This window comes from Thermoflexibacter ruber (assembly GCF_900113045.1).
Lineage (GTDB): Bacteria > Bacteroidota > Bacteroidia > Cytophagales > Thermoflexibacteraceae > Thermoflexibacter > Thermoflexibacter ruber.
Window position 1 is genome coordinate 66,535 of sequence record NZ_FONY01000021.1, and the last position, 16,354, is coordinate 82,888.

General features: G+C 36.4%; 16 protein-coding genes. 6 read left to right on the forward strand and 10 right to left on the reverse strand.

What is annotated here, in order from left to right:
• Positions 1-130 precede the first annotated feature (130 nt).
• Positions 131-1,258: a glycosyltransferase family 4 protein gene (locus BM141_RS12575; protein WP_091545899.1), complete on the forward strand. Its 1,128-nt coding sequence runs from the start codon at positions 131-133 to the stop codon at positions 1,256-1,258.
• 7 nt (positions 1,259-1,265) lie between these two features.
• On the opposite strand, the gene BM141_RS12580 is transcribed toward BM141_RS12575, so the two are convergent.
• On the reverse strand, positions 1,266-2,177 hold the full coding sequence (locus BM141_RS12580) for a DMT family transporter (RefSeq protein WP_091545902.1): 912 nt from the start codon (positions 2,175-2,177) through the stop codon (positions 1,266-1,268).
• Between the two features lie 41 nt (positions 2,178-2,218).
• On the opposite strand from BM141_RS12580, the gene BM141_RS12585 reads away from it, so the two are divergent.
• Genes BM141_RS12585 through BM141_RS12595 form a run of 3 tightly spaced genes read left to right on the forward strand, consistent with a single transcriptional unit; the run spans position 2,219 to position 6,271 of the window.
• Entirely contained in the window at positions 2,219-3,445 is a 1,227-nt protein-coding gene (locus tag BM141_RS12585) for a 7TMR-DISM family protein (protein WP_091545904.1), read from the forward strand.
• A 49-nt stretch (positions 3,446-3,494) separates the two neighbouring features.
• Positions 3,495-5,294, forward strand: a complete 1,800-nt coding sequence (locus BM141_RS12590) for a D-alanine--D-alanine ligase family protein (RefSeq protein WP_091545906.1) — start codon at positions 3,495-3,497, stop codon at positions 5,292-5,294.
• A gap of 23 nt (positions 5,295-5,317) precedes the next feature.
• A complete protein-coding gene (locus tag BM141_RS12595) occupies positions 5,318-6,271 on the forward strand; it encodes an alpha/beta hydrolase (protein ID WP_143090916.1) in 954 nt (317 codons plus the stop codon).
• Positions 6,272-6,368: 97 nt separating this feature from the next.
• Here BM141_RS12595 and BM141_RS12600 read toward each other — a convergent pair whose 3' ends face one another.
• Together BM141_RS12600 and BM141_RS22955 are read right to left on the reverse strand one after the other, a co-directional pair.
• Positions 6,369-6,572, reverse strand: a complete 204-nt coding sequence (locus BM141_RS12600; RefSeq protein WP_091545910.1) for a hypothetical protein — start codon at positions 6,570-6,572, stop codon at positions 6,369-6,371.
• 49 nt (positions 6,573-6,621) lie between these two features.
• A complete protein-coding gene (locus tag BM141_RS22955; RefSeq protein ID WP_177217369.1) occupies positions 6,622-6,798 on the reverse strand; it encodes a hypothetical protein in 177 nt (58 codons plus the stop codon).
• Between the two features lie 332 nt (positions 6,799-7,130).
• Between BM141_RS22955 and BM141_RS12610 the strand changes: the two genes are divergently transcribed.
• Together BM141_RS12610 and BM141_RS12615 are read left to right on the forward strand one after the other, a co-directional pair.
• Positions 7,131-9,761, forward strand: coding sequence for a PQQ-dependent sugar dehydrogenase (locus tag BM141_RS12610; RefSeq protein ID WP_091545916.1), 2,631 nt, complete (start codon positions 7,131-7,133; stop codon positions 9,759-9,761).
• A gap of 132 nt (positions 9,762-9,893) precedes the next feature.
• Positions 9,894-10,862, forward strand: a complete 969-nt coding sequence (locus tag BM141_RS12615) for an ion transporter (protein WP_091545919.1) — start codon at positions 9,894-9,896, stop codon at positions 10,860-10,862.
• Here BM141_RS12615 and BM141_RS12620 read toward each other — a convergent pair.
• The 7 genes from BM141_RS12620 to BM141_RS12650 all read right to left on the reverse strand — a co-directional run bounded on the left by BM141_RS12620 (position 10,859) and on the right by BM141_RS12650 (position 16,292).
• A complete protein-coding gene (locus tag BM141_RS12620) occupies positions 10,859-11,146 on the reverse strand; it encodes a hypothetical protein (RefSeq protein ID WP_091545923.1) in 288 nt (95 codons plus the stop codon). The genes BM141_RS12615 and BM141_RS12620 overlap by 4 nt on opposite strands.
• 85 nt (positions 11,147-11,231) lie before the next feature.
• A complete protein-coding gene (locus BM141_RS12625) occupies positions 11,232-11,828 on the reverse strand; it encodes a DUF420 domain-containing protein (protein WP_091545926.1) in 597 nt (198 codons plus the stop codon).
• Between the two features lie 81 nt (positions 11,829-11,909).
• Entirely contained in the window at positions 11,910-12,413 is a 504-nt protein-coding gene (locus tag BM141_RS12630) for a Rod shape-determining protein MreD (protein WP_091545929.1), read from the reverse strand.
• A gap of 6 nt (positions 12,414-12,419) precedes the next feature.
• The gene (gene mreC / locus BM141_RS12635; RefSeq protein WP_091545931.1) at positions 12,420-13,259 is read right to left on the reverse strand and encodes a rod shape-determining protein MreC; all 840 of its coding nucleotides are present in this window, start codon (positions 13,257-13,259) and stop codon (positions 12,420-12,422) included.
• Between the two features lie 57 nt (positions 13,260-13,316).
• Positions 13,317-14,345, reverse strand: a complete 1,029-nt coding sequence (locus tag BM141_RS12640; protein ID WP_091545934.1) for a rod shape-determining protein — start codon at positions 14,343-14,345, stop codon at positions 13,317-13,319.
• Positions 14,346-14,598: 253 nt separating this feature from the next.
• Positions 14,599-15,246 carry a carboxypeptidase-like regulatory domain-containing protein gene (locus BM141_RS12645; protein ID WP_091545937.1) on the reverse strand — a complete coding sequence of 216 codons (648 nt, stop codon included), beginning with the start codon at positions 15,244-15,246 and terminating at the stop codon, positions 14,599-14,601.
• Positions 15,247-15,473: 227 nt separating this feature from the next.
• Entirely contained in the window at positions 15,474-16,292 is an 819-nt protein-coding gene (locus tag BM141_RS12650; RefSeq protein WP_091545941.1) for an energy transducer TonB, read from the reverse strand.
• Positions 16,293-16,354 lie beyond the last annotated feature (62 nt).

Here is a 16,354-nt window from a genome sequence, read left to right on the forward strand (position 1 = left end):
GTACTCTATATTAGAGATAAATACATTGTATTACAAAAATCTGCTCCTCTGGGGTAATTTACTACTACAAAACACCGAAGGTATGCTATATTTGTAGCAACTCTTGAAAAGTTATAAAAAAATAAAACAAATGAAAAAAGTAGCTATCTTCTATCGTTTTTTGCCTCAGTACAGAGTCGATTTTTACAATAAATTGCGAGAAAGCCTTGCTGAGGAAGGAGTAGAACTATCTTTGATTTACGGGAAATCTATAGACGGTAATGCGGCAAAGAAAGATGAGGTAGATTTGCCTTGGGCTACTTATGTGCAGCATAAAATTATCAAGATTGCAGGAATAGATTTTATTTGGCAACCGTATTTGAAGTATGTCAAAGATAAAGATTTGGTGATAGTAGAACAAGCAAATAAGCTTATAGTCAATTATATACTTATTTTTTATCGGTATTTTGCTAAGTTTAAATTGGCTCAGTGGGGGCATGGGCGTAATATGCAAATCGATGAGAAAAGTTTGGCAAACCGATTCAAAAATAAACTTATCACGGCTTGTGACTGGTGGTTTCCCTATACTGAAGGCGTAAAGCAGTACATCGTTGATAAAGGTTTTGACAAGAACAAAATTACAGTAGTACAAAATGCTATTGATACCGTGACGCTGAGTAAAGAATATGATGCTCTGCCTCAAAGCCAAGTAGAAGAACTTAAAAGTCAGTTAGGGATTGATTCTGAGAATATTGGCATTTATTGCGGGGGAATCTATGAAGAAAAGAGGATTGATTTTTTGATAGAAGCCTGTGATAAAATAAAAAAGCAAATACCTGACTTTCATTTGATTGTATTGGGTTCTGGCAAAGATGCTTTCAAAGTAAAAGAGGCTCAAGTTACTCGCTCATGGTTACACTATTTGGGTGCTAAATTTGGGGCAGAGCGAATCCCCTATTTTAAAATGTCTTCTATATTTTTAATGCCCGGTTTAGTAGGTTTGGCTATTTTAGATTGCTTTGCTACCAAAACTCCTATGTTCACTACTACTTATCCTTACCATAGCCCAGAAATAGAATATTTAGTGAATAATGAAAACGGGGTTATTACCGAAAATAACATAGAGGCTTATGTAAATGGAGTAGTAGAAGTACTAAAAGATAAGTCTAAATTAGAAAAATTGATACAGGGTTGTGAGAAAGCACGCACCATCTACAATAATGAAAATATGGTGAACAATTTTAAAAATGGTATTTTGAAGTGTATCAATCAAAATTAAAATATTCTCAATTTTTATTTTTTTCCTTCTGCATCTGATACTTATTCAAATAATAAATTAGAATAGGATACGAGAATACGGAAAACAAAAGCATTAACGTCCCTGCGATAAAGCCGTTGGTCATAGTTTTGCCATCTTCGGTGAGAATCAAGGCAAAAATAATCCCATAGACGGGAGTTAGGTTATTGACCAAAGAAACGGTAAAGGCACTTAGTGTTTTGATAATTTCTATGAAAATACTATACGCATAAATAGAAAAAACAAAAGCCAAGCCCAAAATCAGCCCTACATCGCTCCAAGAAGGTTTCATTTGCAGTTTTTCTACATGAATAAAGTTAGCATAGATAAGTAAAAAGACCGTCATGCCTATCCAACCGCCCAACATTTGGTAGAAAGTAACCACCATAGGTTTGTACTTTTTGCTGAGTTGGGAGGAGATAATCGTAAGTAAGGCACTGAAAAAAGAGCCGATGATGCCAAAAAGTAGTCCGCGACTGTACTCAAAATCGGATTGGAAAATGACATACACCGCAATAATTGCATTGATACCTATAAGGCTTTGGAAAGGTTTGGTTTTGGTATTAAAAAAGGCTGGCTCTATAAAACTTATCCATAGAGAGGTCGTAGCCATGCCCACCAGAGCCACCGAAACATTGCCTACTTTGACCGAAAGCAAGAGGAAACTCCAATAAGCAGCTACCAACAACCCACTGAGAAGCAATATAATTACTTCTTTGGTGGGCTGAATAAACTTTTCTTTCCGAATGTAAAGATATGCCCCTAAAATCATGAATGCAGCAAACATTCTGTAAAAAACAATAATTTCGTATTCTAATTTAATCTTATCTAAAATTAGAGGTAAGAAACTATTGAGCATAACAATAAAATGAAGTTTTAAATGGTCTTTGTGTATTTGCATTTTTTTTTTCTAACTTCACCTTGCAAAATAAACTCAATATAATGGGATTTCTACATTTTGAACTAAAAAACTTACTATTTTTTCTTGCTTTTAGCCTATTCCCCTTGTTTACTATGGCACATTACACGCCTGTAGTTATTTCTGATGATTTTGAGCGGGAAAGAGTAGGCAAATATATGACCTATTATATAGAAAAAGAAGGAGAAAAACTATCAATTGAAGAAATTGTCAAAAAACAATTCGATACTCTTGTATATAAAAATGCTATTCTGAATTTCACCTTTACCAATTCTTCCCTACCTATCCCTACAAAAGTGATTTGGCTTAGGTTAGATGTGCGTACACAATATCCTGACTCTACTAAAAAATTTCTTTTAGAAATCAAATCTCCTTTATTAGACCAAATTGAGTTTTATCACTTCCAAAACGGACAATGGCAAGGGCAGGTTACAGGAGGGCACTATCCTGTACGCAAGCGAATGTTTGAACATCGGACTTTTTTATTTGATATTCAGAATGGGACCAATGCACAACACACCTATTTTCTCAAAATCACTACTTCGGACTTGATGATAGTGTATCCCATTCTTTATGAAAGCAATGTTTTCATCAAATATACCATGAGTGAGCAGGTCGCTTTTGGCATATTTTATGGCTTGCTCATCGCCTTGTTCGGGTTCAATCTTATAGAATGGTGGCATACAAAGAAAAACTTTTTGTATTTGCTCTTTCTTTGCTTGATACTTATAGGAACTCTCATGCTGATTCGCATGAACGGGTTTAGTTATATCTATTTTTGGGTAGGCAATCACTGGTGGGAAAATAGGGCTTTCCCTATCGCTATTAACTTGTTTAGTATGCTACTTATTGCTTTTGGCTTGCGTTTCTTTAGCATCAGTCATCAAAAAATAGTTTCTAAAATCCTAAAAATCAATTTATTATTAAGTATATTATTTCTTATTATTACCTTTATTTACCCAACTTTTGAAGTCAATGCGCTGACTATTATCACGGCAATACTGTGTGTATGCAAAACTTTTATCATAGGGATTTATGAAACTTTGAAAGGAGAGCAGGAAAATAAATTTTTTGTAACAGGTGCCTATTTATTTTTTATTGGCATTTTGCTTTCTTTTTTCAGATTTTTTGATATTATTGAAACAGGCTCTTTGTTAGGCAGTTATGGAATAGAAATAGGTTTTTTAGCTTTTGTCATACTTACGTCTGTTTCTCTGAAACTGCGAAAAAGCTACCAAAACGCTCAATAATCTGGTATGAATTTTATCTTTGTTGAAAAATAATCTTACATCTTTACGTATGAAAATAGGTATCTTCTTTGGTGGGCAGCCACGCGAGCGAGAAATTTCCTTTGCTGGTGGGAAAACTGTTTTTGAAAATATAGACAAATCACTTTTTACTCCTGTGCCTATCTTCGTAGATAGCTTAGGTAACTTTATCCTCATTGATAATCAATATCTTTATAAAAATGAAATTAGAGAGTTTTTTCCTCCTCCTGCTATGGTACAAGACAGGACTTACAGCGTTTACGTAGAGTCTGTCATTGCTACCGAAGGTACAGACATCAATGAAATGATAGGTGCGATAGGCAAAAAAATAGAACCACAAGAGTTTAAAAATTACTTTGACATCGCTTTTATTGCCATGCATGGGCCTCAGTTAGAAGATGGGGCGATTCAAGGTTTATTGGAATGGTATAATGTCCCCTATACTAACTCTGGGCTGATGGGTTCGGCGATAGGCATAGATAAAATAGCTCAAAATCAGCTAATTGAACTAACTTTACATCAAGGGAAAAAAAGCCTCACCCTGACGCGACTGCATTGGCAAAAGACAGATAAGTTAGCCCTTTTTCAAAAACTCATTGGTGAAATAGGGCTACCTTTGGTGATTAAAGCCCCGCATCAGGGTTCGTCTATTGGGGTAAGCATCGTCAGAGAAAATGATTTTCATGCTTTTGTTAAGGCAGTAAACCAATGCCTTTTTATTCATTCTATTAGCAAAAAAGAATGGATTAAATTAGATGAAAAAAGTAAAGTCCAATACTTGCAAAAACTCACTAATGTCAATGAAGGAATAGGCATGCCTGTAATTTTGGCATTGAGCGAAAGCGTAGAAGATGAGCTAAATGGTCATCTTTGCCACCATCCGCAGGAGGTCAAGGAACGCTTAGATTTCCATTTTCGTTTTGGAGATGAAGAAATGTATATGATTTCTGCGGAAAGCGAAACCCAAGTGCTGATAGAAAACTACATCAAAGGCAAGGAGTTTTCGTGTGGAGTTATCCAAGACGAGGAAGGAAATCCTATTGCCCTGCCCCCTACGGAAATCATTGTAGGCGAAATATTTGACTTCAACTCTAAGTACCAAGCAGGAGGAAGTCGGAAGCGATTGCCTATGGAGGCAAGTTTAGACGAGCTTTTAGAGGTGCAAGCCAAGTGCTGTGAAGTTTTCAAACAGCTCCAATTCAAAGTTTGTACGCGCATAGACGGCTTCTTGACCGAGGATAGCCAAGTATTTTTGCACGACCCCAATACTATTCCCGGCATGTCGCCTACTTCTTTGGTATTCAAGCAGTTCGCTGAAATTGGCTTGAATCCGACCCAAACAATTACCTACTTGATTCGCGCTTCTTTGCAAGCCCGCTTAGAAACAGGAAAAAATACTCACCAACTCTGGAAAATATTTTCAGAATTAGATAAAAGTATTGATAATCACCAAAATGAAAGAGAAAAACTACCTAAAATAGCACTGATTTTTGGAGGCTTTGAGAATCCGCAAGCAAGTCTGCTCAAAGTGCGAAAGGAATATGCTAAAATTGCTTCTTCTGGGAAATCCGTACCTGTTTTACTCTACTTAACGGGAACTCCACAAGCACCCCAATATTATCTTTTCCCTTTCAATTTGCTTTTTAAAGAGGATATTTCGGAAATCAATCAGGTACTTCTGGCAGACAAGCACCCACTTATTTTAGAAACGATGAGAAACGCAAAAGCTATCACTAAAAAGTACGCAACCGAAATTTTGCCCAAAGCAGAACTTGTAAGTTATGATACTTTTGTTAGAAATATTGATGAAGTAGTAAATTTGACCATTTGAGCATACGTAAAGTTTTTACACTGATGATAAAAAAAGCATTTCAGTATATTCTTTGGATATTTGCTTTACTTGTCTTAGTGATTTTAGGTTTAGCCACATGGCATTGGCACAGCGATATACCTAAGACGATTTTAAGGGAGAAATATGCTTCTCCGCCTTCACGTTTTATCAGCATAAAAGGCATGGAGGTTCATTTTAGAGATGAAGTAGGTAGTTGCGATTCGCTTCCTTTGGTTCTATTGCATGGCACAGGCGCAAGTCTGCATACTTGGGACGGGTGGGTAGAAAATATCGGGAAAAAGCACCGCATTATTCGCTTAGACTTACCTGCATACGGTCTGACAGGGGCGAACCCAGCAGGTGATTACTCTATGGATTTCTATATAGATTTTTTACACGAATTTTTGCAGAAAATGTATGTAGAAAAATGTGTTTTAGCAGGAAACTCCTTAGGCGGTGCAATTGCTTGGAACTATGCTCTCCGACACCCTACCATAGTAAAAAAGTTAATATTAGTAGATGCCTCAGGTTTCCCATCTCAAAATAGCGAGAAACCTTTAGCATTTTCTTTAGCCAACTTGCCTATTATCAATCACTTATTTAAGTTTATAACCCCTCGCATGATTATAGAAAAAAGTTTGCTCAATGTGTATGGAGATAAAAGCAAAGTGTCAGATAGCCTGATAGATAGATATTTTGAGTTAAGTCTGCATGAGGGCAACAGAAAGGCATTCATAGACAGAATGAATACTAAACCCTCTCCTTCTCGCGTCCAATTGTTAAACACCCTGCCAATGCCTGTGCTTATTATGTGGGGCGATGCGGATAAACTTATTCCTGTGGAAAATGCTTATAAGTTCCAAGGCGCATTAACTAATGATACTTTGGTAGTTTTCAAGGGTTTAGGGCATGTGCCTATGGAAGAAGACCCTGTAAATACGGCAAAAGTAGCTCAATCTTTTATAGAAAACGATTAATTGGATAGTATAGTGAAAATGAAAAAATTACTTCCTTATCTTGGCTTTTTTACTGTTATTGTCATACTGACAAGCATTTTGCCAATAAAGCAGTTTTTTAAGCATTTACAAGAGAAGTAAGTTTGTTTATTTCCTCACTAATTTGCTCAAACTTAGTATTCAACGCTTGATGAAAAACCTCTTTGGTTTGTTCATTGGCTTGTTTGAGTTGAATAGAGAGCATACCTGCCTCTTTGGAGCTAATGCCATATTCTACGGCATTATTTACCAATTCTTCTATATTCTCAATGTTAATTTCCATTTCTTTAAATTTTTATGGTGAAAATAAGAGTGTTCCTATTCAACTTAAATTATTTCTTTAGCTTATTTTCCAACGCTCTGATTTCATCTTCTACCTTTTCTAACTGAGAGATGTATCTTTTCATATCATCAGGAGTTGCTTTTTCATCAATTAGTGCTAATTGCATTACATTTTCTATTAAAACTTTGATTTTTTTTAGGCGCTCTAATTTTTCTTTGTCTGTCATGATAATGACACTATAATTTTTGAAAGTATATAAAAATTTCATTTCTCAAAGAAGTGAAATTTCTTGATTATTACTATTGCTAAATACAAATTTACAATAAAAAATTGCTCTTTCCCAATTTATATAATTTTTTGAGAAAATCAGATGAGTAAAAAATTAGCTATTGAAATTTTTATGTTTTCTGTTTATTTTTGAATTTATGTAAGAAATTAGTCTTTTTAAAGTCTGCTTTTGCCAAGTCTTTCACTTACCTGACTGACTCAAATACAATAACAAGCGGAATAGAGATTGCAAAAGAAGGATAAACTTCAATATCTTTTAATAAATTGAAAATGAAAAAATTACTTCCTTATCTTAGCTTTTTTACTGTTATATTGACAAGTGCTTTTTTATTCTTTTACAAAAAAACGACAAAGGAAAATTGGCTTCCCGACGAGAGCAGATTTTCTAAAATCGTCTTAGCAGATAGCCTTTCCGAACCTATGGAATTGGCAGTGATGCGGAGTGGGAAAGTAATTTTTTTAGAGAGAAAAGGTAAGGTCAAACTCTACGACCCTCAAATAGATAAAGTAAAAACTATTGCAGAGTTCAATGTTTTTTCCCGCTTCAATGACGGAATGTTGGGAATAGCCCTTGACCCTCAGTTCGACAGAAATGGTTGGGTGTATATTTATTATTCCCCTAATGATACTATCCCACGCAATCGTTTGTCGAGGTTTCTCATGGTAGAGCAAGACAGCTTGCTCTTGAGTTCAGAAAAAGTTATTTTAGAAGTTCCCGTTCAGCGTCAGTCTTGCTGCCATGCGGCGGGTTCACTTGCTTTTGACAAAAATGGCTTGCTCTATCTTTCCACAGGCGATAACACAAGTTCCTTTGAATCAGATGGGTATAGCCCTACCGATGAAAGACCCAATCGCAGTCCTTTTGATGCACAAGGCTCGTCCGCTAATACCAACGACCTGAGAGGTAAAATACTTAGAATTAGACCTATGCCAGACGGGACATACACCATTCCCGCAGGAAATCTTTTTCCCAAGGGAAGTAAAAAAGGCAGACCAGAGATTTATGTCATGGGCTGTCGCAATCCATTCAGATTTAGCATAGATAGCAAAAATGGCTTTTTGTATTGGGGAGATATTGGACCTGACTCGGGCAAAGACGGTTTGCAAGGACCGCAAGGCTACGATGAGGTAAATCGTACCGATAAAGCAGGTTTTTTTGGCTGGCCTTATTTTGTGGGAGATAACAAGGCATACAAAAAGTATAATTTTGAAAATCAGCAAATTGGAGAAAGTTATAACCCCTTTCGCCCTGTCAATTATTCGCCTAACAATACAGGAGATACCTTGCTTCCTCCTGCCCAACCTGCTTGGATTTGGTATCCTTACGGAGAGTCTAAGGAGTTTCCTTTTGTAGGAAAGGGAGGACGCAATGCTATGGCGGGAGTAGTTTACTATGCTGATGAGTACGAAGACTCCCCACGCAAATTGCCAAAATACTATGATGGTAAGGTATTTATCTACGAGTGGATGCGAGATTGGATAATCGCTTTGACCTTAGACGAAAAAAAACAGATTAAAAAAGCAGAACCTTTTTTGCCTACTATCAAATTTGACCATGTAATAGATATGGCAATGGGAAAAGACGGAACAATGTACCTCTTGGAATATGGACAAACTTGGTACTCTAACAATCCTGATGCGCGCTTAGTGCGGATAGAATATGCCCACGGGAATCGCTCTCCTGTAGCAAGGGTAGAAGCAGATAAAACTGTTGGTAATGTGCCACTTACTGTGCAGTTTTCAGGAAGAAACTCTGTGGATTACGACAAAGACGATGCGCTTACTTACGAATGGTTTGTGGGAGAACAAAGTTTTGCCCAAAGTGAAAAAGCTACTTATACTTTCAAAGAAGAGGGGATTTACCAAGTCAAATTGAAGGTTACAGACAAAGAAGGAAAAAGCCACAAGCAGAGTATCGAGATTGTTGCGGGGAACTCTCCACCACAGATTTCAGTAAACTTGCAAGGAAACCAAAGTTTTTATTTTGGAAAAGAGGAAATTCCTTACCAAGTGCAAGTTACTGATAAAGAGGACAAAGAAATACAATTAGAAAACTTAAAAATTAATTTTGACTATCAGGCAATCAATGCCTTGCAAGGAAATGCCAAAGATGGATTGAGTTTAATAGAAAAAAATACTTGCAAATCCTGCCATGCCATAGACAAAAAGTCCGTAGGACCTGCCTTCGCAGAAGTTGCCAAGCGATATGCTCATGATGAGAAAACAATGCAAATGCTCATCAATAAAATTCGCAAAGGCGGAAACGGGAACTGGGGGGAACAGAATATGTCAGCCTTTCCAGATTTGCCTGAAAATGAACTTCGTGCTATAGTCAGCTATATTTTAGACTTAGGCAGAAAACAAGAAAATATACCGAAAGAAGGCACTCTAAAGTTGAATCAGCACCAAATCAATGAAAAAGGGAAATATACTCTGTCAATTACTTATACAGACAAAGGTACAGCCAAAACCAAAAAACTTACCTCACAAAAAACTTGGACTTGGCAAGCTCCAAAGTTAGAGGCAGAACTCTACGACCAAGCCAATAAAGTTCAAAAACAAAATGTCCATGCCCCCAGCTACCAATTTGTTCACCAACTCAAAGATGGCTCATGGATTATGTTTAAAAACATTGATTTGCAGGGAGTCAAAAAAGTAACTTTGAGAATGGCAAGTACAGGAGAGGGCTACACTATGCAAATCAGGGTGGGCAAACCTAATGGGCAGATAATAGGCGAACTGAAAGTGCCTAATAAAGAAAAAAGAGACAATTGGGAGGAGTTTACTGTGCCTATTACCTATACGAGCCGTGGAAAGCAAGACTTATATCTTACTTTTTCTCATGCAGAAAAGGAAGCAAAGCATTATTGCTCAATGGATTGGATAGAATTTTCAAATTAAAAGCAAATTTCACTCGTTTTAAAAACAAACTTTGGTTATTTTTGACTGTATAATTACACTTGACAGGTTCTGCAAAACCTGTTAGGTGTAAAGGCTAATCAATTTTTTTGAGTATATTAACATAAACAAATCATGTCTTCGGAAGCAACTCTGATATACGCAAAACTCAGTAGCCACTGCAAAAAAATCGCAGAGAGTAAACCTTTTAAACGTTTTATTCTCTTACTAATAATTTTAGCAAGTGTATTAGTCGGTTTAGAAACCTATGAAAATATTGCTCAGCAATACGAATGGTTATTTATTTTTACCGATGAGATTGTACTTTTCTTCTTTTCTATTGAAATCATTATCAAGATAATAGCAGAAGGCAAGCAACCTTTGCGATACTTTGCAGACGCTTGGAACGTCTTTGATTTTTTGATTGTGGCAAGTTGCTTTATTCCTTTTGCCTCCAATTTTGCGGCGATTTTCCGATTAGTACGTATTTTGAGAGTACTACGCCTCATTAGTGCTTTGCCCAAGTTGCAACTTTTGGTTACTGCCCTGCTCCGTAGTATTCCTTCTATGATATACGTGGTTTTTATGATGGCAATTTTGTTCTATATTTATGCTATCATGGGTACTATCTTATTTAAAAAAAATGACCCTCTTCATTTTGGTTCTTTAGAGCAGACCTCGCTTTCTTTGTTTACAGCAATTACCTTAGAAGACTGGCCCGACTTGATGTACACACAAATTTATGGAAGTGATAAGTTTGGTTATAACGACCCTGACATTATGCAAGTGGTGGAGAAAAATAATATCCAAGTCGAGCCACAAGCAAGCCCTATAGCGGGTGTTATGTATTTTACCTCCTTCATTTTGGTCGGGGCTATGGTCGTGATTAATATGTTTGTGGGGGTGATTCTCAATGGGATAGACGAGGTTAAAACAGATTTGGAAAAGAAAGAAAGACTCAGACAGATGGCAAAAAATTCTACTTCCCTCTACGATGAGATTGCTGTTTTGGCAATCAGAATGGAAGACCTTAAAAATCAAATGGACTATATCAAAGACCGATTGCAAGCAGAAGAACAACAAAAAAAGTCAAACCTGTCCTAACTTTGAGGCTTGAAACGTAATCTTTGGTAGATTTTCTGTACTTTAGCTTGGTTTGCCTTGCTACTTCTGTACCACAGGTAAGCAATAGTTCCCATGATAAGATAAGGCATAGCAAGCAAATACAAAATTCCCTTATTAATGCCCGCCGCAAAGTTGGTATTTCCTTGACTTACACTGCTTTCTAAAGAGCCTCTGCACATAGCACATTGGGCTTCAGCCTCTACAGGGAAAAAATAAAAAGCTATTGCTAAGAAAACAAGTGTCAAAATGATTTTAGTTCTCATTTGTATTTGAAGCGTTAAATAAAATAGTTGAAATAGTTTGAATAGCTAAAAGACAACTCATCACTAATGACTCATCACTACCTCCCTACTGATAATAAGGACTAATCATCAAGTAAACAATTACTCCTGTAACCGCCACATACAACCAGATAGGGTAAGTCCATTTCACCATTTTTTTATGCTTGGCTATTTGATTGCTTAGAGCAAAATAAAAAGCAAACAATACCAAAGGTACAACTACCGCAGCCAGCAAGATATGAGTCAATAAAATAAACAAATATACGTAGCGAACTGTTCCCACAGCCAATTTTTCTGCTTCATCTACTACCTTATCATGGTTTACGTCCCCAAATTTGACAGAAGAATCAGGAGAAAAATGATAAATTACATAAGAAACCAAGAAAATAGATGACAGGACAAAAGCTGTGGTCATTACTTTTCGGTGCATTTTGATATTTTTCTTTTTGATAAAAAAGAAGCCGAACAGTAAAAGCAAGGAAGTGAGCGTATTCAAAATAGCGTTGAAATGAGGCAGTAGCTTAGTATTCAAACCCTGAGGACGCAGGCTCTCAGGCAGATACAACAAAATAGCTACAACTATGGGAATCAAAATAGAAACTATCCCAATAATCCAAACGTATCTTTTCTCATTTTTTTCAGAAATAATAGCAGAAGTTTCCATGATTAAATTAAATGCTTTTTCTTTTTAAACATTGGTTTCAATGAAAATGTTTGCGGTAGCAAAGATATGAAAGAATAAAGATTAATTTTCTTTATAGAAAATATATTGAAAAAGTACAATAACAAAAGAAGTAAAAACAATACTTAAAATGGCTTTTGACAAGGTGAAAAAAAGAAGATTCATGCTCCATGCTTCCAAAAAAAACAGAGAAAGGTGGTGAATAGTGGTTAGTAAAACAGTATAAGTCAAAAACCAACGGAAACCCATAAAACTCAAATAAGGTTTCATATTGGCTTCATAGCCTCCACTTGGCTTGATAAGGTTGGCAAGGTAGGGACGCATGTATGTTAATAGCACACAAGAAAAAGCATGAACTCCCAAAGTATCATAAAATAAATCAACAGTAATCCCTGTTACAAATCCTATAAGCATCATCAAAAAAAGATTCATAGAAAAAGGAAGAAACAAAAGGAAAGAAATGTAGATAAAACAAAAAGCTACATCAAATAATGCCCAATGACGTATGAACACCACTTGCAAGACTAAATAGATAAAAAAACTAATGACTTGTGATAAATTGTTCATCTCGAGCTATTTGTCCTCTTTTATTGCTTTTTCTAATTTATCTATCTCGTTTTGTTTTTTATTTTTGATAACATACACATAAGTTAGAGAAGCAAAGTCAGCCGTAAGACGTATCTTTACCTCTAAGAAAGAGTTAGATTTGGGATAGTTAATTGTTTTTACTATACCAATAGGATAGTTCTCAGGATAGACTTCGCTAAATCCAGAAGCTACGATTGTATCACCTACACTCAAATTGACATGTCTCCCTATTTCCAACACATTTGCCTCTCTGTAATCCAACAAATCCCACTTAGTTGTGCAGATAATATTGTTCTTTTTGATGCGAGAAGCGACTTGTATATTTTCGTGTAACAAAGAAATAACAGTGGAATAATTATCTGTGCAGGCTTTTACCTTCCCAATGATTCCACTATTACTTACTACGCCCATGCCCTCCTCGATGCCATCTTTTCTACCCTTATTAATAGTCAAATAGTTTTTAGTTCTGAGCAAGGAATTATTGATGACTTTGGCAGGGATATACTCATAATTAGCAAGGAAATCAGCATTTTGTTTTGCTTTATTCATCTCTAATACCTCAATTTCTTTCTTAAGAAAAGCCACCTGCTCGTACAATTTTTTGTTCTCCTGAGCCAACTCGTCGTTCATTCTTGGTAAAGCTATATAGGAAGTAAAGTAATTCCTAATGTCATAAATGTAAGCAACGAGTTGGTTAGAGGAAGTAAATGCCGCAGCACTTTGATAGGCATTATTCCTGATAATCAACCAAGTGCAGACAAATTCCCATGCAAGAAATGTAAAGAAGAATCTGTACCTATACAAAAATAAAAAAAGTTGGCGCATAATTATTCCCTTACAGTTTTTAGCTTTTCTCGAGCAGGCTAAAACACAATGCCTATCCTATGTCATTAAAATCCCCTTATAATGCTGGAGTTTAGCTAAGGCAAGCCCTGTTCCTCTCACGACCGCACGCAAAGGGTCTTCTGCTACATGAATCTTAAGTTTGGTCTTCATATTAAGTCTTTTGTCTAAGCCTCTCAGCAACGCTCCTCCTCCAGTAAGGTGAATACCGTTGTCATAAATATCAGCTGCTAACTCTGGTGGAGAGATTTCTAATGCTTTTAATACGGCTTCTTCAATCTTAGAAACAGACTTGTCTATTGCGAAAGCAATTTCATGGTAAGAAACTTTGACTACTTTGGGAATCCCTGTCATCAAATCTCGTCCTCTTACCTCGTAGTCATCTGGTGGATTCTCCAGCTCAGCCATCGCCGAGCCAACTTCTATTTTTACTTTCTCGGCAGTTCTCTCTCCCACAAGGAGGTTATGTTGTCTTCTCAAATAATCCAATATATCTCTGTTAAATACATCTCCAGCCGTTCTTACAGATTGGTCGCACACAATACCTGAAAGAGCAATCACTGCGATTTCTGTTGTCCCCCCTCCAATATCAACAATCATCGTTCCCATAGGTTTTTCTATGTCAATACCTATCCCTATCGCCGCTGCAATAGGTTCGTGAATCATATATACTTCTTTAGCCCCTGCATGCTCGGCAGAGTCGCGTACTGCTCTTTTCTCCACTTCGGTAATGCCTGAGGGAATACAAATCACCATGCGGTGCGAAGGAGAGAAAAATCTACGCCCTCCGCTATCTATCATTTTTATCATTCCACGAATCATGTGTTCTGCCGCATGGAAGTCGGCTATCACACCATCGCGCAAGGGGCGTATTGTCTTTATATTTTCATGCGTTTTTTCGTGCATCATCATCGCCTCCCGCCCAATAGCAATCACTTTTCCATTAGACCTATCTAAAGCAATAATGGAAGGCTCATCGACAACAATTTTATTTTTGTGCAAAATAAGCGTATTCGCAGTTCCTAAATCAATAGCAAGGTCACTCGAGAAAAAATCCATAAAACTCATATCAGTTCTTCTTATGTAATTATCTATTTCTTAAGTCGTAAGTTATACTTTAATCTTAATCTGCAAAGTTAAGTGTTAAATATCTTCTTTTAAACGAAAAAGTAAGATTAATTCATATTTACCTATTAAACGAAAGATATTTTTTGTAAAAAACAAAAAAGATGTAAGCATATTACATCTTTGTAAAACCTATTTTTGATAAAAACTTATTAAAACAGCCTGCAAGTTAGCAAAATAAATCACATAGATTTTACTAATCTCTATCTTTTCTTTTGAAATCTCCGCGTTTAATAGATTTTATCAATTCTATCCATGCAAACGGATTGAGCAAAGGAATAGTAGTAGCAAAATTGCGATTCCCCATCTGAGAGGCTTGTTGATTGAGATAAAATTTATAATTTAGACTGCCATCCATAGGCATTGCCATTGCCATATTGGTAAGTTGGCGAGGACTCAAATTTTTCTCTATATTTTCTAATTCTTTGGAAGGAAGTTGTAAAGCGATAAAGGCTTCTTTAAACTGTTCTTCATTAGAAAAGGGAAGTACCTCTACTCCTGCCAACATAGTAGTTGATTCCTTTAAGTTCACCACCACATGATAGGACATATCTATTACTCTGGGAATAATTACTGTTTGCTTTTGAAACCCTACTGCACTAATAGTAACTGTATCTCCCTCTAAAGTAGGCATAGAGAAGAAACCACGATAGTCCGTAGAAGTACCACGACCAGCTTTCAATACATAAACGTTTGCTCCCGGTACCCCATAGGCACTATCGCCTTGTACGACCAATCCTGAGAAAGTGATTACCTTTCTTTGTCCTTGTGCTTTGAGAGAGGTATAAGAGATAAATAAGAATAATACCAACAAGCAAACTAAATAATATATCTTTCTGTACATAGAACAATTAAAAATAAAGCAATTAAAATGAGATTATCTTTATATACAGTGCTTCTACAAATTAACTAAATTTCTTTTATAATTTACTTGTAAATAAGTTTTTTTAACATAGGATTCAAGTTGTTACCCTACGTAAACAAAGAGAGAGCAACTCACATCTTTTGAGTTGCTCTCTCTTAAAAATATTTCCAAAGCATATACTACTATGTAATGATAGTACTTAATGCTTAACCAAGTTTAAAGATAATTGGGATAACCATTCTCTGGCGTACAGGGCGACCTCTTTGCTTGCCGGGTTTCCATTTCTTAGCTTCTCTTACTACTCTTTCTGCTTCCTCATCGCAGCCTGCCCCAATTCCTTTGACAATTTTTATGTCTGTCAAGCTACCGTCTTTCTCTACAACGAACTGGACATATACCTTACCTTCTACTCCCATGCGTCTTGCTTGCGAGGGATATTTCAAGGCTTTATTGAGGTATTTATAGAATGCGTCCATGCCTCCCTCAGGTTCAGCATTTTGCTCTACTACTGTAAAGACTTCTTCTACGGTTTCTTCCTCTACTACTTCTTGTTTTTTAGGAACCACTACTGGAGCGGTTACTGTAGTTTGCTGATTTACCTCTACGTTCAAATCTACCTCAATGTCTTGGTCTATTTCCTCTTCATCAGGTACTTCCACGATTTCAGGTTGTACCAATTTGGGGGGTGGAGGTGGCTTTTGCTCGGTTGGAGGGATTTCTATTACTTCTTCTTCTTTGACTTCCAAAGTCCCAAGACTGGCGACTTGTTGGTCATCATAAGTTTTCCACTCAAAAGCCATTAAGGCAATGCCAAGACTAACAATTAGTCCGACATTCAATAGTAATGCACTGTACTTATTCAAATCAACATCTGGATATTTTTTCAATAAGCCAAGTCCGCGACCTTCTTTTGCTCCTGACTCCATGATTTTTTTTCCACTATCGTTGATGATGAATTTGAATAACTGAACTAAGCCTATTATCAATAGGACAAATAGCACAACAAATCCAAATAATAATGCCATAGATGCCGTAGGGTTTAAATCATTGATTAAAAATTTTATTTATTCAAAAGTAAGCATTTCTT

What these genes read in the sequence shown, in the direction of transcription:
- BM141_RS12575 (WP_091545899.1), top strand. Translation starts at nt 131, where the DNA reads ATGAAAAAAGTAGCTATCTTCTATCGTTTTTTGCCTCAGTACAGAGTC.
- BM141_RS12580 (WP_091545902.1), bottom strand. Translation starts at nt 2,177, where the DNA reads ATGCAAATACACAAAGACCATTTAAAACTTCATTTTATTGTTATGCTC.
- BM141_RS12585 (WP_091545904.1), top strand. Translation starts at nt 2,219, where the DNA reads ATGGGATTTCTACATTTTGAACTAAAAAACTTACTATTTTTTCTTGCT.
- BM141_RS12590 (WP_091545906.1), top strand. Translation starts at nt 3,495, where the DNA reads ATGAAAATAGGTATCTTCTTTGGTGGGCAGCCACGCGAGCGAGAAATT.
- BM141_RS12595 (WP_143090916.1), top strand. Translation starts at nt 5,318, where the DNA reads ATGATAAAAAAAGCATTTCAGTATATTCTTTGGATATTTGCTTTACTT.
- BM141_RS12600 (WP_091545910.1), bottom strand. Translation starts at nt 6,572, where the DNA reads ATGGAAATTAACATTGAGAATATAGAAGAATTGGTAAATAATGCCGTA.
- BM141_RS22955 (WP_177217369.1), bottom strand. Translation starts at nt 6,798, where the DNA reads ATGACAGACAAAGAAAAATTAGAGCGCCTAAAAAAAATCAAAGTTTTA.
- BM141_RS12610 (WP_091545916.1), top strand. Translation starts at nt 7,131, where the DNA reads ATGAAAAAATTACTTCCTTATCTTAGCTTTTTTACTGTTATATTGACA.
- BM141_RS12615 (WP_091545919.1), top strand. Translation starts at nt 9,894, where the DNA reads ATGTCTTCGGAAGCAACTCTGATATACGCAAAACTCAGTAGCCACTGC.
- BM141_RS12620 (WP_091545923.1), bottom strand. Translation starts at nt 11,146, where the DNA reads ATGAGAACTAAAATCATTTTGACACTTGTTTTCTTAGCAATAGCTTTT.
- BM141_RS12625 (WP_091545926.1), bottom strand. Translation starts at nt 11,828, where the DNA reads ATGGAAACTTCTGCTATTATTTCTGAAAAAAATGAGAAAAGATACGTT.
- BM141_RS12630 (WP_091545929.1), bottom strand. Translation starts at nt 12,413, where the DNA reads ATGAACAATTTATCACAAGTCATTAGTTTTTTTATCTATTTAGTCTTG.
- mreC (WP_091545931.1), bottom strand. Translation starts at nt 13,259, where the DNA reads ATGCGCCAACTTTTTTTATTTTTGTATAGGTACAGATTCTTCTTTACA.
- BM141_RS12640 (WP_091545934.1), bottom strand. Translation starts at nt 14,345, where the DNA reads ATGAGTTTTATGGATTTTTTCTCGAGTGACCTTGCTATTGATTTAGGA.
- BM141_RS12645 (WP_091545937.1), bottom strand. Translation starts at nt 15,246, where the DNA reads ATGTACAGAAAGATATATTATTTAGTTTGCTTGTTGGTATTATTCTTA.
- BM141_RS12650 (WP_091545941.1), bottom strand. Translation starts at nt 16,292, where the DNA reads ATGGCATTATTATTTGGATTTGTTGTGCTATTTGTCCTATTGATAATA.